This is a genomic window from Nitrospira sp. Nam80 (assembly GCF_965152575.1).
In genome coordinates, this window is sequence record NZ_OZ224216.1 from 3,679,634 (window position 1) to 3,697,663 (window position 18,030).

The 18,030-nt window shown below is 55.1% G+C and carries 17 protein-coding genes; 1 reads left to right on the forward strand and 16 read right to left on the reverse strand.

Annotated features, from left to right (window positions below; genetic code table 11):
* Nucleotides 1-31: 31 nt before the first annotated feature.
* The 16 genes from ACWGXE_RS17365 to ACWGXE_RS17440 all read right to left on the reverse strand — a co-directional run bounded on the left by ACWGXE_RS17365 (nt 32) and on the right by ACWGXE_RS17440 (nt 17,167).
* Nucleotides 32-544 carry a hypothetical protein gene (locus tag ACWGXE_RS17365; RefSeq protein ID WP_447599264.1) on the reverse strand — a complete coding sequence of 171 codons (513 nt, stop codon included), beginning with the start codon at nt 542-544 and terminating at the stop codon, nt 32-34.
* A 13-nt stretch (nt 545-557) separates the two neighbouring features.
* Entirely contained in the window at nt 558-1,241 is a 684-nt protein-coding gene (locus tag ACWGXE_RS17370) for an FMN-binding protein (RefSeq protein ID WP_447599265.1), read from the reverse strand.
* On the reverse strand, nt 1,226-1,696 hold the full coding sequence (locus ACWGXE_RS17375) for a hypothetical protein (RefSeq protein WP_447599266.1): 471 nt from the start codon (nt 1,694-1,696) through the stop codon (nt 1,226-1,228). Before ACWGXE_RS17375 ends, ACWGXE_RS17370 begins: the two co-directional genes overlap by 16 nt.
* Nucleotides 1,697-1,776: 80 nt before the next feature.
* Nucleotides 1,777-3,231, reverse strand: coding sequence for a hypothetical protein (locus tag ACWGXE_RS17380; RefSeq protein ID WP_447599267.1), 1,455 nt, complete (start codon nt 3,229-3,231; stop codon nt 1,777-1,779).
* A gap of 429 nt (nt 3,232-3,660) precedes the next feature.
* On the reverse strand, nt 3,661-4,266 hold the full coding sequence (locus ACWGXE_RS17385) for a hypothetical protein (RefSeq protein ID WP_447599268.1): 606 nt from the start codon (nt 4,264-4,266) through the stop codon (nt 3,661-3,663).
* Nucleotides 4,267-4,483: 217 nt separating this feature from the next.
* Nucleotides 4,484-4,954 carry a bacterioferritin gene (gene bfr / locus ACWGXE_RS17390; RefSeq protein ID WP_447599269.1) on the reverse strand — a complete coding sequence of 157 codons (471 nt, stop codon included), beginning with the start codon at nt 4,952-4,954 and terminating at the stop codon, nt 4,484-4,486.
* Between the two features lie 70 nt (nt 4,955-5,024).
* The gene (bfr, locus tag ACWGXE_RS17395) at nt 5,025-5,501 is read right to left on the reverse strand and encodes a bacterioferritin (RefSeq protein WP_447599271.1); all 477 of its coding nucleotides are present in this window, start codon (nt 5,499-5,501) and stop codon (nt 5,025-5,027) included.
* A 317-nt stretch (nt 5,502-5,818) separates the two neighbouring features.
* On the reverse strand, nt 5,819-8,155 hold the full coding sequence (topA, locus tag ACWGXE_RS17400) for a type I DNA topoisomerase (RefSeq protein WP_447599272.1): 2,337 nt from the start codon (nt 8,153-8,155) through the stop codon (nt 5,819-5,821).
* A gap of 112 nt (nt 8,156-8,267) precedes the next feature.
* Nucleotides 8,268-9,389 (reverse strand): DNA-processing protein DprA, encoded by a 1,122-nt coding sequence (gene dprA, locus ACWGXE_RS17405; protein WP_447599273.1) that lies wholly within the window; start codon nt 9,387-9,389, stop codon nt 8,268-8,270.
* 141 nt (nt 9,390-9,530) lie between these two features.
* The gene (locus ACWGXE_RS17410) at nt 9,531-11,039 is read right to left on the reverse strand and encodes an Rne/Rng family ribonuclease (protein ID WP_447599274.1); all 1,509 of its coding nucleotides are present in this window, start codon (nt 11,037-11,039) and stop codon (nt 9,531-9,533) included.
* Nucleotides 11,040-11,188: 149 nt separating this feature from the next.
* Nucleotides 11,189-12,295: a rod shape-determining protein RodA gene (gene rodA / locus ACWGXE_RS17415; RefSeq protein WP_447599275.1), complete on the reverse strand. Its 1,107-nt coding sequence runs from the start codon at nt 12,293-12,295 to the stop codon at nt 11,189-11,191.
* Nucleotides 12,296-12,299: 4 nt separating this feature from the next.
* Nucleotides 12,300-14,183 (reverse strand): penicillin-binding protein 2, encoded by a 1,884-nt coding sequence (gene mrdA, locus ACWGXE_RS17420; RefSeq protein ID WP_447599276.1) that lies wholly within the window; start codon nt 14,181-14,183, stop codon nt 12,300-12,302.
* A 26-nt stretch (nt 14,184-14,209) separates the two neighbouring features.
* A complete protein-coding gene (locus ACWGXE_RS17425) occupies nt 14,210-14,710 on the reverse strand; it encodes a hypothetical protein (RefSeq protein WP_447599277.1) in 501 nt (166 codons plus the stop codon).
* A complete protein-coding gene (mreC, locus tag ACWGXE_RS17430) occupies nt 14,707-15,588 on the reverse strand; it encodes a rod shape-determining protein MreC (protein ID WP_447599278.1) in 882 nt (293 codons plus the stop codon). The genes ACWGXE_RS17425 and mreC overlap by 4 nt, the downstream gene beginning before the upstream one ends.
* 18 nt (nt 15,589-15,606) lie before the next feature.
* The gene (locus tag ACWGXE_RS17435) at nt 15,607-16,638 is read right to left on the reverse strand and encodes a rod shape-determining protein (RefSeq protein ID WP_447603784.1); all 1,032 of its coding nucleotides are present in this window, start codon (nt 16,636-16,638) and stop codon (nt 15,607-15,609) included.
* 70 nt (nt 16,639-16,708) lie between these two features.
* On the reverse strand, nt 16,709-17,167 hold the full coding sequence (locus ACWGXE_RS17440; protein ID WP_447599279.1) for an RDD family protein: 459 nt from the start codon (nt 17,165-17,167) through the stop codon (nt 16,709-16,711).
* 154 nt (nt 17,168-17,321) lie between these two features.
* Here ACWGXE_RS17440 and ACWGXE_RS17445 point away from each other — a divergent pair, with 154 nt between their 5' ends.
* Nucleotides 17,322-18,020 (forward strand): SurA N-terminal domain-containing protein, encoded by a 699-nt coding sequence (locus ACWGXE_RS17445; protein WP_447599281.1) that lies wholly within the window; start codon nt 17,322-17,324, stop codon nt 18,018-18,020.
* Nucleotides 18,021-18,030: the final 10 nt, after the last annotated feature.

The window sequence follows — 18,030 nt, forward strand, 5'->3', positions numbered from 1 at the left end:
CTCTGGACATCGCAGAATAGTGAGGAGCATCTCATTTGCTTTCTCCGGACGCCATAAACGGAACTTTCCGGACCCACATTTCATACATGGGAATAGCCATCATTACCAAAAAGCTCGCAACCATGAGAAAATCTCCCGCCAACATAGTCAGTACGAAAATCGGAGAGACATAACTAATCAACCACGGCGAGATCAAATCCAGCATGACACCGCCGAATCCGGCCCATGTCATCCATATTTTCATTCGGCTGCTCGCCATAGTAAGGTATAAGACGTGAACGAGAATGATAAAGACAACCGGCATGGTGAACAGATGAAAATGCGTCACCTCAGCCAGTTCGCGAAAAGACATGGGTTCGCCGAATGTGGCGTCGGAACCGAGATAATGATCGGCGATCCCCTGTGGGGACAGGCCGGTCATGCTGTGGGCCCAGAAGAAGCTAAACGCAAAGCCGGCGAGCATGCAGAAAAGGAAAAGAGTATAGACCAGCCGGATCTGGCGATCGGTATCGCGGAGCCGGAATCGCGCATTGAAATTACGCATCTTTCTAAGCGCGCTAGAACCCGAACAGCGTTCCCAAGAATCCCTTCTGATTCCGTCGCGCTTGCACGTTGTCACTGCCGCGGCCGATCGGCTTCAGATACAACTCATCGACCATCACCAAAGTGCGTTTGACGCCTGCACTAAGCGATCGAACCGACATCGTCGCCCCGCTGATATTGATGATATCCTTGTTCATGCGAATCGGGTCGAAAACCGTCTTCCCCTCGTATTGAGCATTAAAGCGTTTGGTGCGGACTTCGCTTCCCCGCGACTCCCGATAGATGAGAACTTCAATGTTGAGCACTTCGCCGGCGGGGTCGACACCGACCATATAGGTGATCGGCTTGTGCTTGCCGATGGTATTTTGCACAATGGCGTACCCGTCTGTCTGGGCGCCTGTTTTCCCTAGATATACGTTGAAATCGTTCTCCGGAAAATGCCACCCAATCCTGTCTTCAATGACCTTCTTTTGGTCGGGGGTCAATTGAATGACTTCCTTGCCGATGCGTTCAGATTTGGGAAACATCAAGCGCGCGGCCTCGTCTTCCGTCAAGAAGACGTCTTCCTGCCCCATCTCCTGAGGGGTGAGGAACCGCTTCAGTTCCGCATCCCAGATACGTTCCGCTCCGGCGGGCGGCGCACTGAGCAGAATCGCGGCGACCAACGCACCGATTGAGAATGTTATGAGGGGGTGCATCCTTGGTCCTTTAGCTTGGTATTAAGCCGGTTCATCACCTCCACCATCGCCTCTTCGGACGGCTCGATCGGCCACCACCGTGTGGCCTGACTCGTCACACCGCCCTTGAGATGCCAGCGTTCTCTGTTTTCGGTGACAATGACTTCAGTAACTTCATTCAGTCTTTTGACCGTCAGAAACATGCGGGCACGCTCTTTACTGCCGAATCCCGAACTGACCCGTTGGAATAGTCCAAATCCTCTCTCCGGGCCTTCCATCTCGGTCCATCTTGTTTCAATCACACCGCTGTCCTTGTCTTGGACCTTTACAGGAAATACTTTCATCGTATCAGTCGCCGCTTTCCATACGACCTCATACGGGCACACCAGATACTGATCCTGCTGATCTTTCGGGAACAAGGCGCAGCTTGAAGAAAACACACCGAAGCAGAAGATCATCGCGATACGAACCTGCATATGAATACCCTCTCCTTAAAATGACACGGGCGGCCCGGAGGCCGCCCGCTTGAAGCCCTCCTGTTCCTCTTTCCAACCGCCTAGAAGTATGTCGCTGCCGACAGAATAAATGCGGTATCGTGAATCCTCTGGTTGTTGCGATTAATCGTTTCCGGACTGTATTGAAAGTCCGCCTTGAAAACCGTGTCCTCGGTCGGCCGGTAGTTCAATCCAACGGTCAGCCGCTGGAGATCTCCGAGCCCGCCCGGTTGGTCTTTATTCGTGTTGACCTGTTCCCATCGAACCATGGCTGTAAACGTGGACACTTCAGGGCGGAAGAAGCTCGGGGCCAGCCGGGTTATCCATTCCGGAAGGAAATGGTAGTTGCCTTGTATGTAATAGCCCTGCATCCGTTGGGGACAGAAGTGTCCCGGCGCGATCCCGCCGATCGATGTATTCACCGTACATGGGGTACCGTTGAGATTCTTGGAGTTATCCTGAGCATAGGTCCAGATCGATTCGCCGATCACCTCAAACGGACCGCGGACAAGCGTCCAGTCCACCGCCCAAATGCCCAAATGCTTCTGACCAAAGGGATCATAGGTGCCATAGTGTCCCGATCCGCCGATTTCAACACCCAGGAAAGGACTAAAAGCGACCCTTCCGACGACCGCCTTGCCGTTGTTATTGTCGAACCCCGAACTGATATCCGTCTTGCGCTGGCGGGCATTGGCCACCCCGCCTGCCTCGTTGATTTGAGAACCGCATGACAGGCTATTGGCTTGTACGCTTCCGGCCTGGCAGTTTCCGTATCCGTTGTAGCCTGTGGTGACGTAAAGTTCATAATCGAGTTTCGAGCGGCGGGACGGATAGAAGGTTCCATAGATGCCGGCGCCGGTCTCCGAAAGCACGGATCCATAGAGCAGTTGCGTGACGAGCGGCCGCTCAGTAAGGTCCCGCAACGGCGCGTCATGCAGAAGGTTGAATTTTCCGACCGGCAGCAAAAGAACACCCGCTCTAAGATTCAGCTTGTCGTTAATCAAATAATCGATGGAGGCGAATTCAAGGCTGACTTCGCTATGGGGCACGCTGGAACTTTCCAAGATACCATGCTCAATCTCGATTTCAGAGGCGAATTTGACGTGCTCGCTAATATCGCCGTAGATGAACGGGACAAACCGGTGGACATCGATGCTGCTTGGCGTCCCCTGATGCGCGCGATTGATGTATTCCACATCCATATATCCACCGACGATCGCCTTGGGGCTTGCAACGAACGGGCGAGCGTAGATCAGCTTACCGGACCCCTGCATAATTGATCCGTACTTTCGTTCAGCGCCCTGTTCTTCAGCGCCCATCTGTTGAACGTTTGGGGTCTCGCCCGGCTGTGTTGCCGGTGGCTGCCCCTCGACTTCCCGCTCAAGGGCCTCGTGCCGCTTCATTTCTTCAATAGCTTCTTCCAATTTTTTCAGCCGATCATCCACGCTCTGCGCGAACGCCGTTCCGTTGAACACCCACACATACATAACCAAGACCACAAACCATAGCCGTCCCATGAATTCCTCCTTAAATTAAGCTGCCGGGACGCCATGGTCCTCTGAATCGAAATGATTACTTTCGGTTATGACCCCCTATGATCTCGGCACTGGTAGTAAGAGGCTTAGACATCCGTAATGAGTCTCTTTCAAATGGAATGAATAGCAGGCGTTTGCAGCGCTTGCATTTCAGTTCAACGCCGGTTCTTCTCAACTTAGCGACGAGATGCCCACAATGGCACCGCGCCTCTTCGTTGTGAGTCCCGGAAATCATTGGTGCCAACCCATAAGAATGATATTGAGAACGAGTCTTACTCTCTTTAATAGAAGGGTGCACCGCGTATGTCAATGACAATTTTTTGCGATTTCAGTTTTTTCTGGCGGAAGGCAAATCGAGCGCGACCCTGGCGCCTTTGACAGTTAGTCTGAAATCATGTGAATTATCGATGTTTAGGAGGTGTGATGGCGTCGGAACCACCAAAACCTTGGGTAGGGAGCAACCTCGTACAGACGTGTTTCTACCGTCGCAGGGACTAGGAGATCGATCGATAAAGGATGGTCTCGAAGAGACTGATAAGATCCCATTGCCCGGCGAACAACCTCCCGGTCTTCCTCGATGGCCGACAATACAATGCTGCGATCATACTGAGGTGATTCGATACCGAGTCGCCACATTCCGACGTAAGTGATCCGCCCCTCGATGACCTTGAAACCCGGATTCAGCCCCGCCGTTGCCTGAAACGCGCCCTCGGAGATCTGAAGACGGCTCAATTCATAATCTCCCGGAAGCAACGGGAGAATAAACCAGCGATCCTTGCTCTGAACGTCTACTCGAATTCGTTCTTGTGTCGCCGTATTGATCAGTTCAAAGAAGCGCAACTCCGGAGCATACGGACGCGTGGTTGGTCCAATCAGGACTGTGACCACATGGCCGACCACAACGGCGCCATCGGAAGGTAGAAGTTCCGCCAGTTCAGCGGAGTCGGGCGAGGCCGGTAGCGAGACGACACATCCACCAAGCGTTAGCAGTATGAGACAGAGAACCAATCTTCGCATGGTCCCTTTCAAATCAATGACTTGATGGCATTCTAACAGATAAGGCTATGCCGGCATGGAGAAATCTATCCAAAGGAGACGCCCAACCTAAGCGCGGTAAGCCGGAAGGACTAGGTCATAAAGACCCATGAACGTCACTAAAGGGAGGGCACAACGCGGCAGGGAGAGTGTGGGAGGGAAAAGGCTCATCCGCAGCCCTCTCCCTCCCGGACGGTTGCTACATCTGCTCGGAGAGGTACCGGGCTAGTCCGATCTGCTCGATCGTCCGCAACTGCGTTTCAAACCAGTCGATATGCTCTTCGGTATCTATGAGCATATGTTCAAGCATGTGCCGAGTGGTGAAGTCCGAGACCTTCGTGGAATGCGCAATCGCCTCGCGGAGAAGTTCCACATCATCTTTCTCGAACTTTAGATCTCCCTCGAACAATTGCTTCACATCAGTCCCGGTTGCGACAGCCTCGACCTGTTGCATGTCGGGAACTCCGTCAAGATAGAGAATTTGGTCAATCAATTGCCCCGCATGCTTCACTTCCCCCTGAGCCAGGGATTCAAACTCCTCATGCAACCGACCATAGCCCCAACTCTTGCACAACCCGGCATGGAGCAGATATTGGTGAACGGCCGTCATTTCCGCCGTCAGGATTTTCTTCAGATTCTCGATGACTCCTTCTTTCGCCTTCACCGGCATCCCTCCATCGGACGGTTGGTGATGATGGTCCCTGGCTCAACGTCTGTTTGACTGCCCTTCCTTCGGTCCATCAACTCTCCTTCTTGATCTGCTCGGCCAGATAGTTTTCCAGCCCGATCTGCTTCACAGTTTCCATCTGTGTCTCAATCCAGTCGATATGTTCATCGACGTCTTTGACCATATCCTCGAGCATGTGCCTGGTGGTAAAATCACCGACTTTTGTGCAATGCGCGACCCCTTCGCTCAGCAGCGCCAACATCTCCTGTTCCGCTTTCAGGTCGGCCTTGAATTGCTCTGGCACGGTCTCTCCGACATGCACGTTGTTGAGACGTTGCACATTCGGCACACCCTCCAGATAGAGAATATGCTCGATCAACTCATCGGCGTCTTTCATTTCATCAAAAGACCGCTGCTTCACGTGATGATGGAGTCGCTCATAGCCCCAATTGGCGCACATCTTTGCATGGACGAAATATTGATTGATCGCCGTGAGATCAGCGGTCAGGATTTTATTCAACAGTTCGATAATGCCTTGTTTTGCTTTCATCGGTTGCTTCTCCTTCCGGCCGGGGAGTTTGTCGCGGGCATCCGTCGCGTCCGAAGCGGCCATCAATGGCGCGACGGCGTATATCTTCAATCAGCTCCTTCCTCATTATCGACATCTCGCCGAGTATCGTCAAGCCCATTGTTAAGTAGTTTTGACTAACGTTCTCATCTTCACTGAGAAGAGAACTCATTGTTGACCAACGGGGCACAGCAAAAGCACACTCCTACAAAATTGCCGTTGAATCGTACGGCAAATGCGGAACACGAAATTCCGTTAGCGTCTTATGTTGATGCCTATGCGGGAGAGATGAAAGCAGTTCAACCGGCTTCGCGGTAGCCGCAGTCCTCATTGCGACACTGTACCGTGCGACCGGTCTGCTTGGAGATCCTCTCAATGAGGAACGGGGCTTGGCACGTCGGGCAGGATTTATTCACAGGACGATCCCACAATGCATATTCGCACTGAGGATACCGGCTGCAGGCATAAAACGATCGGCCTTTTCGTGTTCTTTTCTGAACCAAGTCGCCCCCACACCCTGGCGTGGGGCACTTGATGCCCAAGGCGATGGCTTTTGTAGTTTTACACTCGGGATAGGCGGAACAAGCAAGGAATTTCCCAAACCGCCCGCTTTTCACCACCATGGGGCTGCCGCATTTCTCGCATTTCTCGTCGGTCGTCAATTCCTCCTTCGGCAAGATCTTGATGCTGCCGTCTGGAAGTCGCTGGAAGTTCTGGGTATTTTTGCAGGGCGGATCTTCTTTGAATCCCGGACAAGCAAGGAATTTCCCATTGCGGCCCCATTTGATCTCCATCATGCGGCCGCACTTTTCACAAGGGATGTTTGTAGGCGGTTCCACGGTATCTTTCGGCCCGGGGATATTCTGAGCGTGTTCCATGTCCCTCGTAAACGGAGTATAGAATTCCCGAACGGCCGTGACCCATGGTTTGCTTCCTTCCTCTACCTCATCCAGCTGCTCCTCCATCTGTGAAGTGAATTCCGTATCCAGGAGGTCCGGAAAACCCTTCATCAGAAAATCGTTCACCGTCTTGCCGGTTTCAGTTGGAGCAAACCGTCCCTCCACCTTCTCAACGTACTTCCGCTCCTGAATTGTGGAAATGATAGACGCATAGGTGGAAGGGCGTCCGATACCTTTTTCCTCAAGCTCACGAATCAACAGCGCCTCATTGTAGCGGGGTGGAGGTTGGGTAAAATGCTGCTTGGACAAAAGGCCCGGCTGATTCTGCCCTTCTCCGGCAACTAAGCGCAACGATTCGCCTTCCGACAACACCGGCAACTGCCGTTCCGAGTCGTCGTCGCTCTCCTGCTCCGCCTTGGACTTTTGCGCGCCGCTTTCCTTGTCTGTCCCCTCCAGGTACACAGCCGTATGGCCGGGAAATTTCATCACGGTGCCCGTCGCCCTGAAGACATAGCGATCATTCGTGCCGACGGGCGTGCAATCGACCCGTGTCACATCGAAGATGGCCGGCACCATCTGCGACGCGATGAACCGGTTCCAGATCAGCTTATAAAGATGATATTGGTCCGCCTGAAGAAACTGTCGAATGGATTCGGGGTCACGAAAAGCCGAGGTCGGTCGAATGGCCTCATGCGCCTCCTGCGCGGCCTTTTGCGTCTTGTACACATTTGGAGCCTGCGGCAGATACTCCGCACCGAATCGATCCATGATCACGCGACGCGCATCCTCCGTCGCTTCGGACGAAATGCGCGGCGAATCGGTCCGCATATACGTAATCAGGCCGGTGGCCCCCTCTGCTCCGATTTCAATCCCCTCGTAAAGCTGTTGGGCCAAGGTCATAGTTTTTTTCGGTGTAAAATGCAGTTTTCTGGCCGCCTCTTGCTGCAGGCGACTCGTGATGAATGGGGCGACTGGATTGCGCCTCTTTTCCTTTCGTTCGATTAATTGGACGACGAACGGCTTCCCATGGACGTCATCTACTACCCCGCGAGCCTGCTCACCTGTCGAAATATCGGCATCCTGACCGTTGATACTATGGAGTTTGGCATCGAATGGCGGAGGCTGCTCTCCCGCCAATGTAGCGACGATGGACCAATATTCTTCGGGCCGAAAGGCCTCGCGTTCCCGCTCTCGATCGCAAATCAGCCGGACAGCCACTGATTGGACGCGTCCCATGCTGAGTCCGCGGCGTACCTTTTTCCAGAGCAGTTGGCTCCCTTGGTATCCCACGATTCGGTCCAGCACCCGGCGGGCCTGTTGCGCCTGCACTAACTTCATATCGATCTGGCCCGGAGATTGAAGCGCCCGCCGGATCGCCGATTCGGTGATTTCATTGAACAACACTCTAAAGACTTTCCCGTCCTTCTTGCTCTTCTTTCCGTTCAACTCCTGAGCAATGTGCCAGGCGATGGCTTCTCCTTCACGATCTGGGTCCGGAGCCAGATAAATCTTGTCGACTGCCTGCGCTTTCTTTTTGATCTCGGCCAGTACCTTGGATTTGCCTTTGATCGTCACGTACTGCGGCTCGAAATCATTGTCGAGATCGACACCCAGCTTGCTGGTCGGCAAATCTTTCACATGCCCCACCGACGCCATGACGGAGTAGCCTCGCCCCAAATACTTGGTGATGGTCTTCGCCTTCGTTGGCGATTCGACAATGATCAGTGACTTTGCCATATGAATCCTGTGAATCCTGGCGACCTCTTCGCGTGCATTCGATCCCCTGTCACTCCTTCACTATAGCAAATTCCAGAGATGTCTCCGCAAGCAGAGACTTAACCTTCTGAAACTACAGACGCAGATACTGGTTGCCCGGAAGTTGGCGGATACAGTTCTTCAGTTCGAGCGTAAGAAGAGCCGTTGTCACCTGTGAGGACGTCAATCCGGTTTTTCGTATCACGGCGTCCATAGATTGAGGCTCGCATGACAAGGCATCATACACCAGAGTCTCTTCATTTCCAAAGCACTGAGGAGAATGCGGAGCGGGTATGTGGCGCATTCGAAGCCGCTCTTTGAAGACCTCGTCCACCTGTGAAATGAGTTCATCAATCACATCGTTTCCCGACTCCACCAATTTAGCCCCTTCCTTAATCAACGCGTTCGGGCCACGGCTGGTTTCGGACTTGACCATTCCCGGGACTGCGAAGACTTCTCGTCCCTGATCGGCCGCCAATCTCGCTGTAATGAGCGATCCGCTGTTCAAGGCCGCTTCCGTCACGATCACGCCAAGAGCCAGGCCGCTGATGATCCGGTTCCTGCGCGGGAAATGGTAACTATGAGGAGCCGCCCCAACCGGCAACTCCGATAGAACCGCCCCACATTGCTCGATATCGTGCCGCAGCCTCGCATGAACGGACGGATAGGTCCGTTCGATTCCGCAACCCGAAACCGCAATCGTCCTCCCCCGGGCCTCAATCGCACCACGATGAGCAGCCGCATCGATGCCTAATGCCAAGCCGCTGATAATGCTAAATCCGGCCGATGCCAATTCACGGCTCAATTCTTCGGTGAACAAGCGCCCGGCATGCGAGGCTCGCCTGGACCCGACGATAGCCACAGCATACTGATCTGCTGCAACCATCCGTCCCGACACATATAAGAGCGGCGGGGGATCGGCAATTGCCCGCAGACGAGACGGATAGGCCTCATCGGAGTATGCCAATACAGTGACTCCCAAACGATCCAGCACCTGAAGTTCCCGGTCGATCCGGCGTTCCATATTCGCCGGAAGACTGGAGCGGATCGCTTGAGCCAGGCTCTGACGACAACCGAGTTGAACCAAGGTCTCCTCGGAGGCTTCCAGCACCGACTGGGGTGAGCCGAGTGCTTGGACAAGAGTCAGCATCGTGGCATCACCGACTCCCGTGACGGCGCGCAGCACAAACCACGGGCGAATCGTGGCATTATTCATACGGGACTTGGATCCTGATGTGCAGGATTGCGATGGGTCTTCCGGCGCGGACCGTCCCGGACGGCGATAGCAGGCGGGGGCTTAGGCGAATACTCAATGAGGTTCCTGCAGGGCGTCGTGTGCGCGCAACGCCGTTTCGCGTTACATCATGACCAAGTCGTATTGCTCCAGATGCAACTTGCTGTCCGGCATGACGATAATCTTTGCCGCATAGCGCCGTTCGAGATCTTCCAAACCTTGTTGCTCCTCTTCCTGAAGCAGTCTCGCAACGGAAGGATGGGCCCCCACGATAATGCGTTGTTGTTCCGATGAGCTGCCGAGGCGCCGAATGTCACGAAAAATTTCATAGGCGACTGTCATCGGCGACTTCGTATAACCCCGCCCGTCGCAATAGTGACAGGGCTCCGACAACGCCCGCAGGAGGTCTTCCCTGACACGCTCGCGGGAAATTTCGATGAGGCCGAGATCTGAAATCCTAGAAATACGGGTTCTGGCTTTGTCGGCGGCCATCGCATCGACGAGAGCATGATAGACCTTATCCCGATTCTTCTCGCGCTCCATATCGATGAAGTCCACAATGATGATCCCGCCGATCCCGCGGAGTTTGACCTGGTAGGCGATTTCTCGCGCTGCCTCGAGATTATTGCGCAAGATCGTCTCCTCCTGGTCTCGCTTGCCGACGAACCGCCCGGTGTTGACGTCAATGACGGTCATGGCTTCGGTATGATCGATAACGATGTACCCTCCGGACTTGAGCCATACTTTTCGGCTCAGGGCCCGCGCAATTTCCTGTTCGACTCCAAGATAGTCGAAGAGGCTCTCTTCTTTGTCATAAAAATGGATGCGCGATGTCTGTTCCGGCGAAAAGCGCTGCACAAAATTTCGGATCGCCTCGTATTCATCGCGGGAATCGATCAGCAGCCGATCGACCTTTCGCCCGAATAAATCTCGGACAACTCGGAAACTCAGACTCAGGTCGCTATGCAGCAGGACCGGCGCCGGATGCTGGTCTCGCTTAGTCAGCACATCCTGCCACAATACATGCAAGAACTCGACATCGGCGCGGAGGTCTTCTTCCTTCACTCCTTCGCTGACAGTCCGCACGATATACCCATACCCAGGTCGGCGAACCCGTTTCATAATCTCCTTTAAACGGGCCCGCTCTTCGTCCCGCGCAATCCGCCGGGATACTCCGATATGTTCGACAGTCGGCATAAAGACGAGATATCGCCCCGGCAATGAGACATATGTGGTGACGCGGGGGCCTTTAGTGCCGATCGGACCCTTCGAAATCTGAACCATCAGCTCTTGCCCTTCACTGAGCAGTTCTTCGATGGGCTTCGAAGTCTGTCGCTTGGGGCGAGGCACTTCGGAATCCCGATCGTCTTCCTCCGCATCCACGAGAGTATCCGCCGGCTCCGTATCTTCGGACAGATCGGATACATGCATGAAGGCCGCTTTCTCAAGACCGATATCGACGAATGCGGCCTGCATACCCGGCAAGACTTTGGCCACCCGTCCTTTATAAATATTTCCGACAAAATCTTTATCTTTCGCCCGGTCACCGTACAGGTCGGTGACGACCCCGTTGTCGAGAACCGCGACCCGCGTCTCTTCGCGGGCCTGACTGATCGCTATTTCCACACTCATATCGACTCCTTCACATCCGGGTCAGCCGCGATGAGGGCTGGCGCGGGCGACAGCGCCCGGGTATCGATGCACCCTTCACTCACGCAGTTTCCCTGTTTTCCTGTTTGACGATCGGCCGCAGCCGAATCTATGTCTGGCCCATAACGGACTCAATAGAACAAGGCTAATCGCCGTCGCTTCACATTCAGCAATAGTCCCAGCGAAGCCATGATCATAATGGTCGCGCTGCCTCCGTAACTCATCAGGGGCAGCGGAATCCCCACGATCGGAAACATGCCCGCCGTCATGCCGATGTTCACAACGACACAAAAACATAACATAGCGACAATCCCGGCCGCTAAAAGCACCCCGAGCGTGTCTTTTGCGCGAGCGGCAATCTCGAGAGACACCCATATCAACATGACAAACAGCGTAAGGAGAGCGAGCACCCCCAGAAAGCCCCATTCTTCGGCGAAGACCGCAAAGACGAAATCCGTATGCCCTTCCGGAAGAAACTTCAATTGGCTTTGTGTGCCGCCGTGCAATCCTTTTCCGGCCAACTCCCCGGACCCTATTGCAATGCGAGATTGAAGGGCGTGGTACCCCTTTCCTCCCGGATCATACTCCGGATCGACAAAGGCCATAATGCGCTGGCGTTGGTAATCATGAAGCGAGCCCCACACGTACTCCCAGGCGAAGGGAAACAACATTAATGAAAACAGCAGGATAATTCCCAGCGCCTTGGATCGCACGCCCACCATGAGCAGCATAGCGGCGTACACCGCGACAAAGCTCAAGCCGCTGCCCAAGTCAGGCTGCTTTAAAATCAATAGCAACCCAGGCAATACCAGCAGACCCGGTATGACAACCCGCTGTATCCATCCGACCCGCGGTACAGACGAATAGTATTTTGCCAACACAAGAATGAGCACCAGCTTGGCGAATTCCGACGGCTGAAATGCGAACGGTCCGATGGTCATCCAACGCTGCGCCCCGTGGGACGTTTTACCCATCATGAGCACCACGGCCAGCAGCACAAGAACCACAGCATAAGCAGGATAGGCCAGCCGTGCAACTTTATGGTAGTCGGACACCAACATGACAACAAATGCAACAGAGCCGAGCCCGATCCAGACGACCTGCTTCAGATACAGCGGAACACCGCTGTCCTGCTGATACGTCACGCTGTAAATCGAGACCAGTCCGAATGAGAGAATCGCCAGAATCAATCCTATGAAACGGATATCGAAACTATCCAATCCGCGACTGTCGATCACACGATCAATCATGGCGGTAATGGAGAGCGGATGCCGGCGAAGCGGCGACAACGCCCGCGGCCGTATGTACCGAGGGAGACGAGGCGGAGAATCTCATGTACGCTTCAATAATTTCCTTCGCTAGCGGCGCGGCAGCCGAACCACCATGGCCCATATGCTCGGCCAGTACGGCTACCGCGATTTTAGGGACATCCACCGGCGCAAACGCCACGAACCACGCATGATCGCGGAACTTCTTGGGGATGTCCTTTTCCGGCCCGGTGCGCAACGCGGCCGTCTGCGCAGTCCCGGTCTTCCCGGCGATGGATACGAGAGATGATTTCGCGCGCGTCCCGGTCCCCTCCTTCACGACACCGGCCAGCGCCTCCTTGATGACTTTGAGCGTGCCGGGTTTCATGGACAGCCCCCCTCGCACGCTCGGCTCAAGGTCCTTTCTTTGCCCGCTGCTCCGATCCATCACCGCCTTGACGACTCGGGGCCTGAAGGCCATCCCATCATTCGCCACCGTCCCAATCACACTCGCCATCTGAAGTGGAGTGACCGTCACATACCCTTGACCGATAGAGGCGGAAATCGTTTCACCGGGAAACCAGGGCTGTCCCTTAGCCTTTTGCTTCCAGGCTGTGGATGGGACGATGCCGACGCGCTCCGATGGCAATTCGACGCCGGTTTCATGCCCCAGCCCGAATTGCTTGGCATAGTCCGCAATCGTGTCGATTCCCATACGCTGGCCGACGGTATAGAAATATACATCGCAGGAATGGACCAATGCATAATTCAAATCGACCGACCCGTGTCCGGAGGCCTTCCAGTCACGGAACAAGCGATTGCCGAACTGATATCCTCCGGCGCATCGGACAGTGCTGGACGGCGTCATCGTGTTCGTTTCCAGCGCCGCCGCCGCCATCACGACTTTAAACGTGGACCCCGGCGGATACTGCCCCTGGGTCGCCCGATTGTTGAGTGGACGGCCTTCATCTTGCACGATTTCCGCCCATTGTTTTGACGTGAGTTCCTTCGAGAGCACATTGGGGTCAAACGTCGGCCGGCTTGCCATGGCCAGGATATCGCCGTTGGTCGGATCCAAGGCCACGATCGCTCCGGTTTCTTCACCGAGCAGGTCTTCGGCCAGTTTTTGCAGACGGGCGTCGATCGTCAAGTATAAATCGTCGCCCGCCACAGGCTTGTCCGCGACGACCGCCCGCTTTTCGTGGCCCAGCGCATCGACCTCCACGGTTTTCTGTCCCGATCTGCCTCGAACCTCCCGGTCAAAGAATTTTTCGACCGCGTACTGTCCCACAATGCTCCCCTGGTGAAGGTCGGCGAACTCGGGCTTTTCCAGCTGTTCGGACGATATTTCTCCGACGTAACCGAGGAGATGCGCGGCAATCGGTCCCCCTGGATAATTGCGCTGCGACTCGACTTGGATCATCACCCCGGGCAAATCGAGGCGGTGGGACTCGATAATCGTAGCTTCTCGCAATGTGAGGCGGTCTTTGATCTTTCTGGGCTGGAGTTTGCTCAGCCGGCCGATGGACAGTTTCTTCTGTATGAACTCGGGCTCCAGATTGAGCAACGTCGCCAGTGTGGACACCAATGCTTCGCGATCCTTCACATCTTCCAATGTCACGTACAAACTGAAGCTGGGAACATTGTTTGCCAACAAGATTCCGTTCCGATCATAGATCAGCCCCCTGGCCGGTTCCAAGATCACCGAGCGGGTTCGATTGTTCTCGGACAAATCGCGATAATAGGGACCTTCACGAATTTGGAGATGCCATAATCGCAAAGCGAGGAGCGCGACGACGAGCATCAATCCGACACGCAGGATGCCGAGCCGTCGCTGAACATCCACGAACTCATTGTCTTGAATACTGGCCGAGGCCATCAAACCCGCCCACATCCATTCTGTAATTAATATTGGTCACCGACCGCCGTCTGATCGGATGTCGATCGGCGCATGAACCACCAGTACACCGCCGTTCCAAGAGCCGCATCAAAGATCGCCTGAATGAGTACCTTGGAGTGTATCGCGTGCCACATCACATCCCAGTCTGGACTCTTCATCGAGTAGAGAAACGCCAGGTTGGACAAACAAGAAATGACGCCAAGGCCGACCAGGAGGACCGCCGGGGTAATATAAGCGAGATGCCGCCCGGCCAAACCGGCGAGAAATCCCGCCCCGCTTTTCGACACGACGTCGACCCAGAGCCCGCCCCCTGAGAGCAACCCCTGCGACCAGCCCAGCATGACTCCCAAGAGGAGGCCGTCCAACTCTCCTTCGAAAAACCCGACCAGGCACACCACAATGAGCCCGAGGTCGGGGCGGATATCCAGAATGTTGACATGATTCAAGAGCGTGGCCTGAATCGGCGCTACGGTCAACACCAGCACCGCGTATAACAATATTCTCATGGTTTTTTCTTTTCACCGGTCAGATTGGGCATCATTTTTCTTGACGCTTCGGCTCCTTCATGCGCCGCGCGGATGACCAGAACTTCTTCAAGTTTGGCGAGGTCGACTTCAGGCTCGACCTCTGCCGACTGAAACAGATCGCCCTCTTCTTTCTCAATATGCGTGATCACCCCAATGGCCAATCCGCGGGGAAAGGCGTCGGTCAACCCGGATGTCACCACCCGGTCGCCCGGATGGACGTTCGAAAGCAACGGAATATACTTGAGGCGCGCTCGTCCATTCCGGGTACCCTCCACGATGCCCTCATCTCTCGTCCGCTGAACCAGCGCGGCAATGGCGTTGTTGGGATCCGTCGCCAGCAGGACGACCGATGAGGCGGCTGTCGCTTTCACCACCCTGCCGACCACTCCAGCCGGGGTAACCACTCCCATTTCCGCCCGCACCCCATCCTGCTCGCCCTTGTTCAGAATCACTCCGCGATACCAATTCGTGACGTCACGACCGATGACCTGAGCGGCGACCGTATCGGGAAGCATCGCTTGCTTGAAGCCCAAGATTGCCTCGAGCCGTTCGGTCGCGACGGCTGCCTCTCGCAGCTGGTTGTTCTGTCCCTGCAAAAACTCGATTTCCTTGCGCAGTTGTTGGTTTTCATCGCGAACGCCGCGGAGGGCGATATATCCGTCCCATAAATCCGAGATTCCGCGGTCAAGGGAAGAGAAGGCTTCGAGAGGAAGGCTAAGAATCTGCCCGAAGGGGCCGCCAAGAACCTGCAACAGCCCCTGGCTCTGACTGGGAAGTAGGAAGAGGGCTGCCAGCAATAGAGCAAAGAGGCCGACGGCCAGACGCCTGCTGCCGTATGTTGAGCGCAATAGAGCCATCCACACTCGGGATGGAGATCATCGAGCGGTGCTGCACTGCGACATGACGGAAACCTTGCGCAGGAGGTCCAGTTCGTCGAGAATCTTTCCGACACCGAGCACCACGGACGTCAGCGGATCATCCACGGTAATAATCGGCAGATTCGTTTCTTCACGGAACCGCGTATCCATTCCTTTGAGCAAGGAGCCACCGCCCGTCAATACAATACCGCGATCAATAATATCTCCCGCCAATTCAGGAGGCGTATTCTCCAACGCCACCTTGATGGCATTCACAATCGTTCCTATCGGTTCCTGAAGCGCTTCTCTCACTTCGGCATCGTCCACCACGAGCGTGCGCGGGATGCCGGAAATGAGATCACGCCCCTTGATCATCATGGTCTTTCGCTCCTCAAACGGATAGGCCGAGCCGATCTCAAACTTGATGCGCTCGGCCATATGCTCGCCGATGAGGAGATTGTATTTCTTTTTGATGTAATTCATGATCGCGTCGTCCATGCGATCACCGGCCACCTTGACGGATTCGCTGTACACGATGCCGCCCAGCGAAATGACCGCGATGTCCGTGGTGCCGCCGCCGATATCCACCACCATGTTGCCGGACGGCTCGGTAATCGGCAATCCCGCCCCAATAGCCGCCGCGACCGGCTCCTCGATGAGATATACTTCACGCGCTCCCGCCAACTCGGCCGAATCGCGAACGGCCCGCTGTTCCACTTGCGTGATCCGAGAGGGCACCCCGATGATAATCCGGGGCCGCACAAATGCGGTCCGATTGTGCGCCTTCTGGATGAAATGCTTCAGCATGGCTTCGGCCATTTCAAAATCGGCGATCACCCCTTCCTTCATCGGCCTGACCGCGACAATATTCCCCGGTGTCCGTCCCAACATCCGCTTCGCCTCCGCCCCGACCGCCATAACCCGCTCGGTCTTCTTCTCCACAGCCACTACCGAAGGCTCGTTCAGCACAATGCCCTTTCCATGGACATAGACGAGCGTGGTTGCGGTTCCAAGATCAATGGCCAAATCGTTCGAGAACCAGCCGAACATATCACTGACAAAATTCACGGATGCTCTCCCTTCCCGGTATCTTCAACATCCCGGTCTGTCACGATTTTCATCAGTCGGGCAGGTCCAGTTGACCGGCATCAAGCACCTGTGTTCTGGCGATCTCATCCCCCAGCCGGCGGCCGTGGCCGTTGCCGATAATCAGCAACCCCTCCACTGTCAGCATGGCCATCGAAACGACCCACCCGATGTATGGAATCTCAAACATCAAATAAGCGAGACCAAATGGAAGGTTGCGAACGATCGACTCTTTGAACCCGGCAGCCTCGCGTGTTCGCGGCAGAATTGTCTGAAGCCCAATGAGCCGTTTACCTATGCTGCGCCCGCCCGCAAACCCATCGGCTACCAAGACATAGGCGAGCCCGGCAAGGAAACCGACAGGCGGCACCAGCTTGTCGGCCGCGGCCACGATAAGCAGATCGATCAGCTTAGCGATGAAACGGTTGAGAACCTGAGCCTTGGGATAAACCCCGATATCGATCGGCGTTTCGCCGCTTATCGCCTCCGCCAATTGCGGTCTCCTCGAATAGCGACACTATAGCAAATTCATGGGGTGGGCACAAACAAAGTTGAAATCTTGTCGAACCGATCAGGCCGTGACCCGCTTGCCTTTCCCGCGCCAGCCTGAGTAAAATCCGATTCTCATCGAGAGCCGAACGAACGCCATGATCAAGCTTCTTCGCGAAGTCGCGCACGACTACCCATGGTTTCTCAAATCCATCATGGGGGTCCTTGCCATTGCCTTCATCATCACGATGGGTTGGTGGGGATTCGGCCAGCAAACCGGAAATGTCGTCGCTTCGGTCGGCGATATGGCGATTCAGCAGGACGAATACCGACGGGCCTACGACAACACCTACCGTTTTTATAAAGACAAGGGGCAAACGGATATCAAAGACGAATTTCTCAAGCAATTCGTGCTGGAGCAGCTCATTGAAAATCGGATGTGGCTGATTGCGGCCCACGACATGGGAATCACGGTCTCGGACGATGATTTGCGCAACGCCATTACGCAGCGACCGGAGTTCCAACGGGACGGTGCGTTTGATCCGGACGTCTACCGCCGGCTGCTTGCGGCCAACCATCTCACGCCGGCCGTGTTTGAAGCCATGGAATCCAAAGACCTCCTGACCAACAAGGCCCGCATGGTCATTATGGACGCAGTGGCGCTCACACCGTCGGAACTGTCCGAGGCGCAAGCCTTGCTCACCAGACAAGGAGAAACAGACCCAGCCAAGGCCGCGGCGGCGAAGGAACGTATCTTCCAAAGCTTCCTGTTTCAGAAGCAGCAGCGCGCCTTGATGGCCTATGCCGAGTCCATGAAAACACGAGTTCCGATCAAGGTTCACAAGGAGCTGCTCTAGTCTTCCGGCC

What these genes read in the sequence shown, in the direction of transcription:
- ACWGXE_RS17370 (WP_447599265.1), bottom strand. Translation starts at nt 1,241, where the DNA reads ATGCACCCCCTCATAACATTCTCAATCGGTGCGTTGGTCGCCGCGATT.
- ACWGXE_RS17425 (WP_447599277.1), bottom strand. Translation starts at nt 14,710, where the DNA reads ATGAGAATATTGTTATACGCGGTGCTGGTGTTGACCGTAGCGCCGATT.
- bfr (WP_447599271.1), bottom strand. Translation starts at nt 5,501, where the DNA reads ATGAAAGCAAAACAAGGCATTATCGAACTGTTGAATAAAATCCTGACC.
- mreC (WP_447599278.1), bottom strand. Translation starts at nt 15,588, where the DNA reads ATGGCTCTATTGCGCTCAACATACGGCAGCAGGCGTCTGGCCGTCGGC.
- bfr (WP_447599269.1), bottom strand. Translation starts at nt 4,954, where the DNA reads ATGCCGGTGAAGGCGAAAGAAGGAGTCATCGAGAATCTGAAGAAAATC.
- topA (WP_447599272.1), bottom strand. Translation starts at nt 8,155, where the DNA reads ATGGCAAAGTCACTGATCATTGTCGAATCGCCAACGAAGGCGAAGACC.
- ACWGXE_RS17375 (WP_447599266.1), bottom strand. Translation starts at nt 1,696, where the DNA reads ATGCAGGTTCGTATCGCGATGATCTTCTGCTTCGGTGTGTTTTCTTCA.
- mrdA (WP_447599276.1), bottom strand. Translation starts at nt 14,183, where the DNA reads ATGGCCTCGGCCAGTATTCAAGACAATGAGTTCGTGGATGTTCAGCGA.
- ACWGXE_RS17445 (WP_447599281.1), top strand. Translation starts at nt 17,322, where the DNA reads ATGATCAAGCTTCTTCGCGAAGTCGCGCACGACTACCCATGGTTTCTC.
- ACWGXE_RS17435 (WP_447603784.1), bottom strand. Translation starts at nt 16,638, where the DNA reads ATGTTCGGCTGGTTCTCGAACGATTTGGCCATTGATCTTGGAACCGCA.
- ACWGXE_RS17410 (WP_447599274.1), bottom strand. Translation starts at nt 11,039, where the DNA reads ATGAGTGTGGAAATAGCGATCAGTCAGGCCCGCGAAGAGACGCGGGTC.
- ACWGXE_RS17385 (WP_447599268.1), bottom strand. Translation starts at nt 4,266, where the DNA reads ATGCGAAGATTGGTTCTCTGTCTCATACTGCTAACGCTTGGTGGATGT.
- ACWGXE_RS17380 (WP_447599267.1), bottom strand. Translation starts at nt 3,231, where the DNA reads ATGGGACGGCTATGGTTTGTGGTCTTGGTTATGTATGTGTGGGTGTTC.
- dprA (WP_447599273.1), bottom strand. Translation starts at nt 9,389, where the DNA reads ATGAATAATGCCACGATTCGCCCGTGGTTTGTGCTGCGCGCCGTCACG.
- ACWGXE_RS17365 (WP_447599264.1), bottom strand. Translation starts at nt 544, where the DNA reads ATGCGTAATTTCAATGCGCGATTCCGGCTCCGCGATACCGATCGCCAG.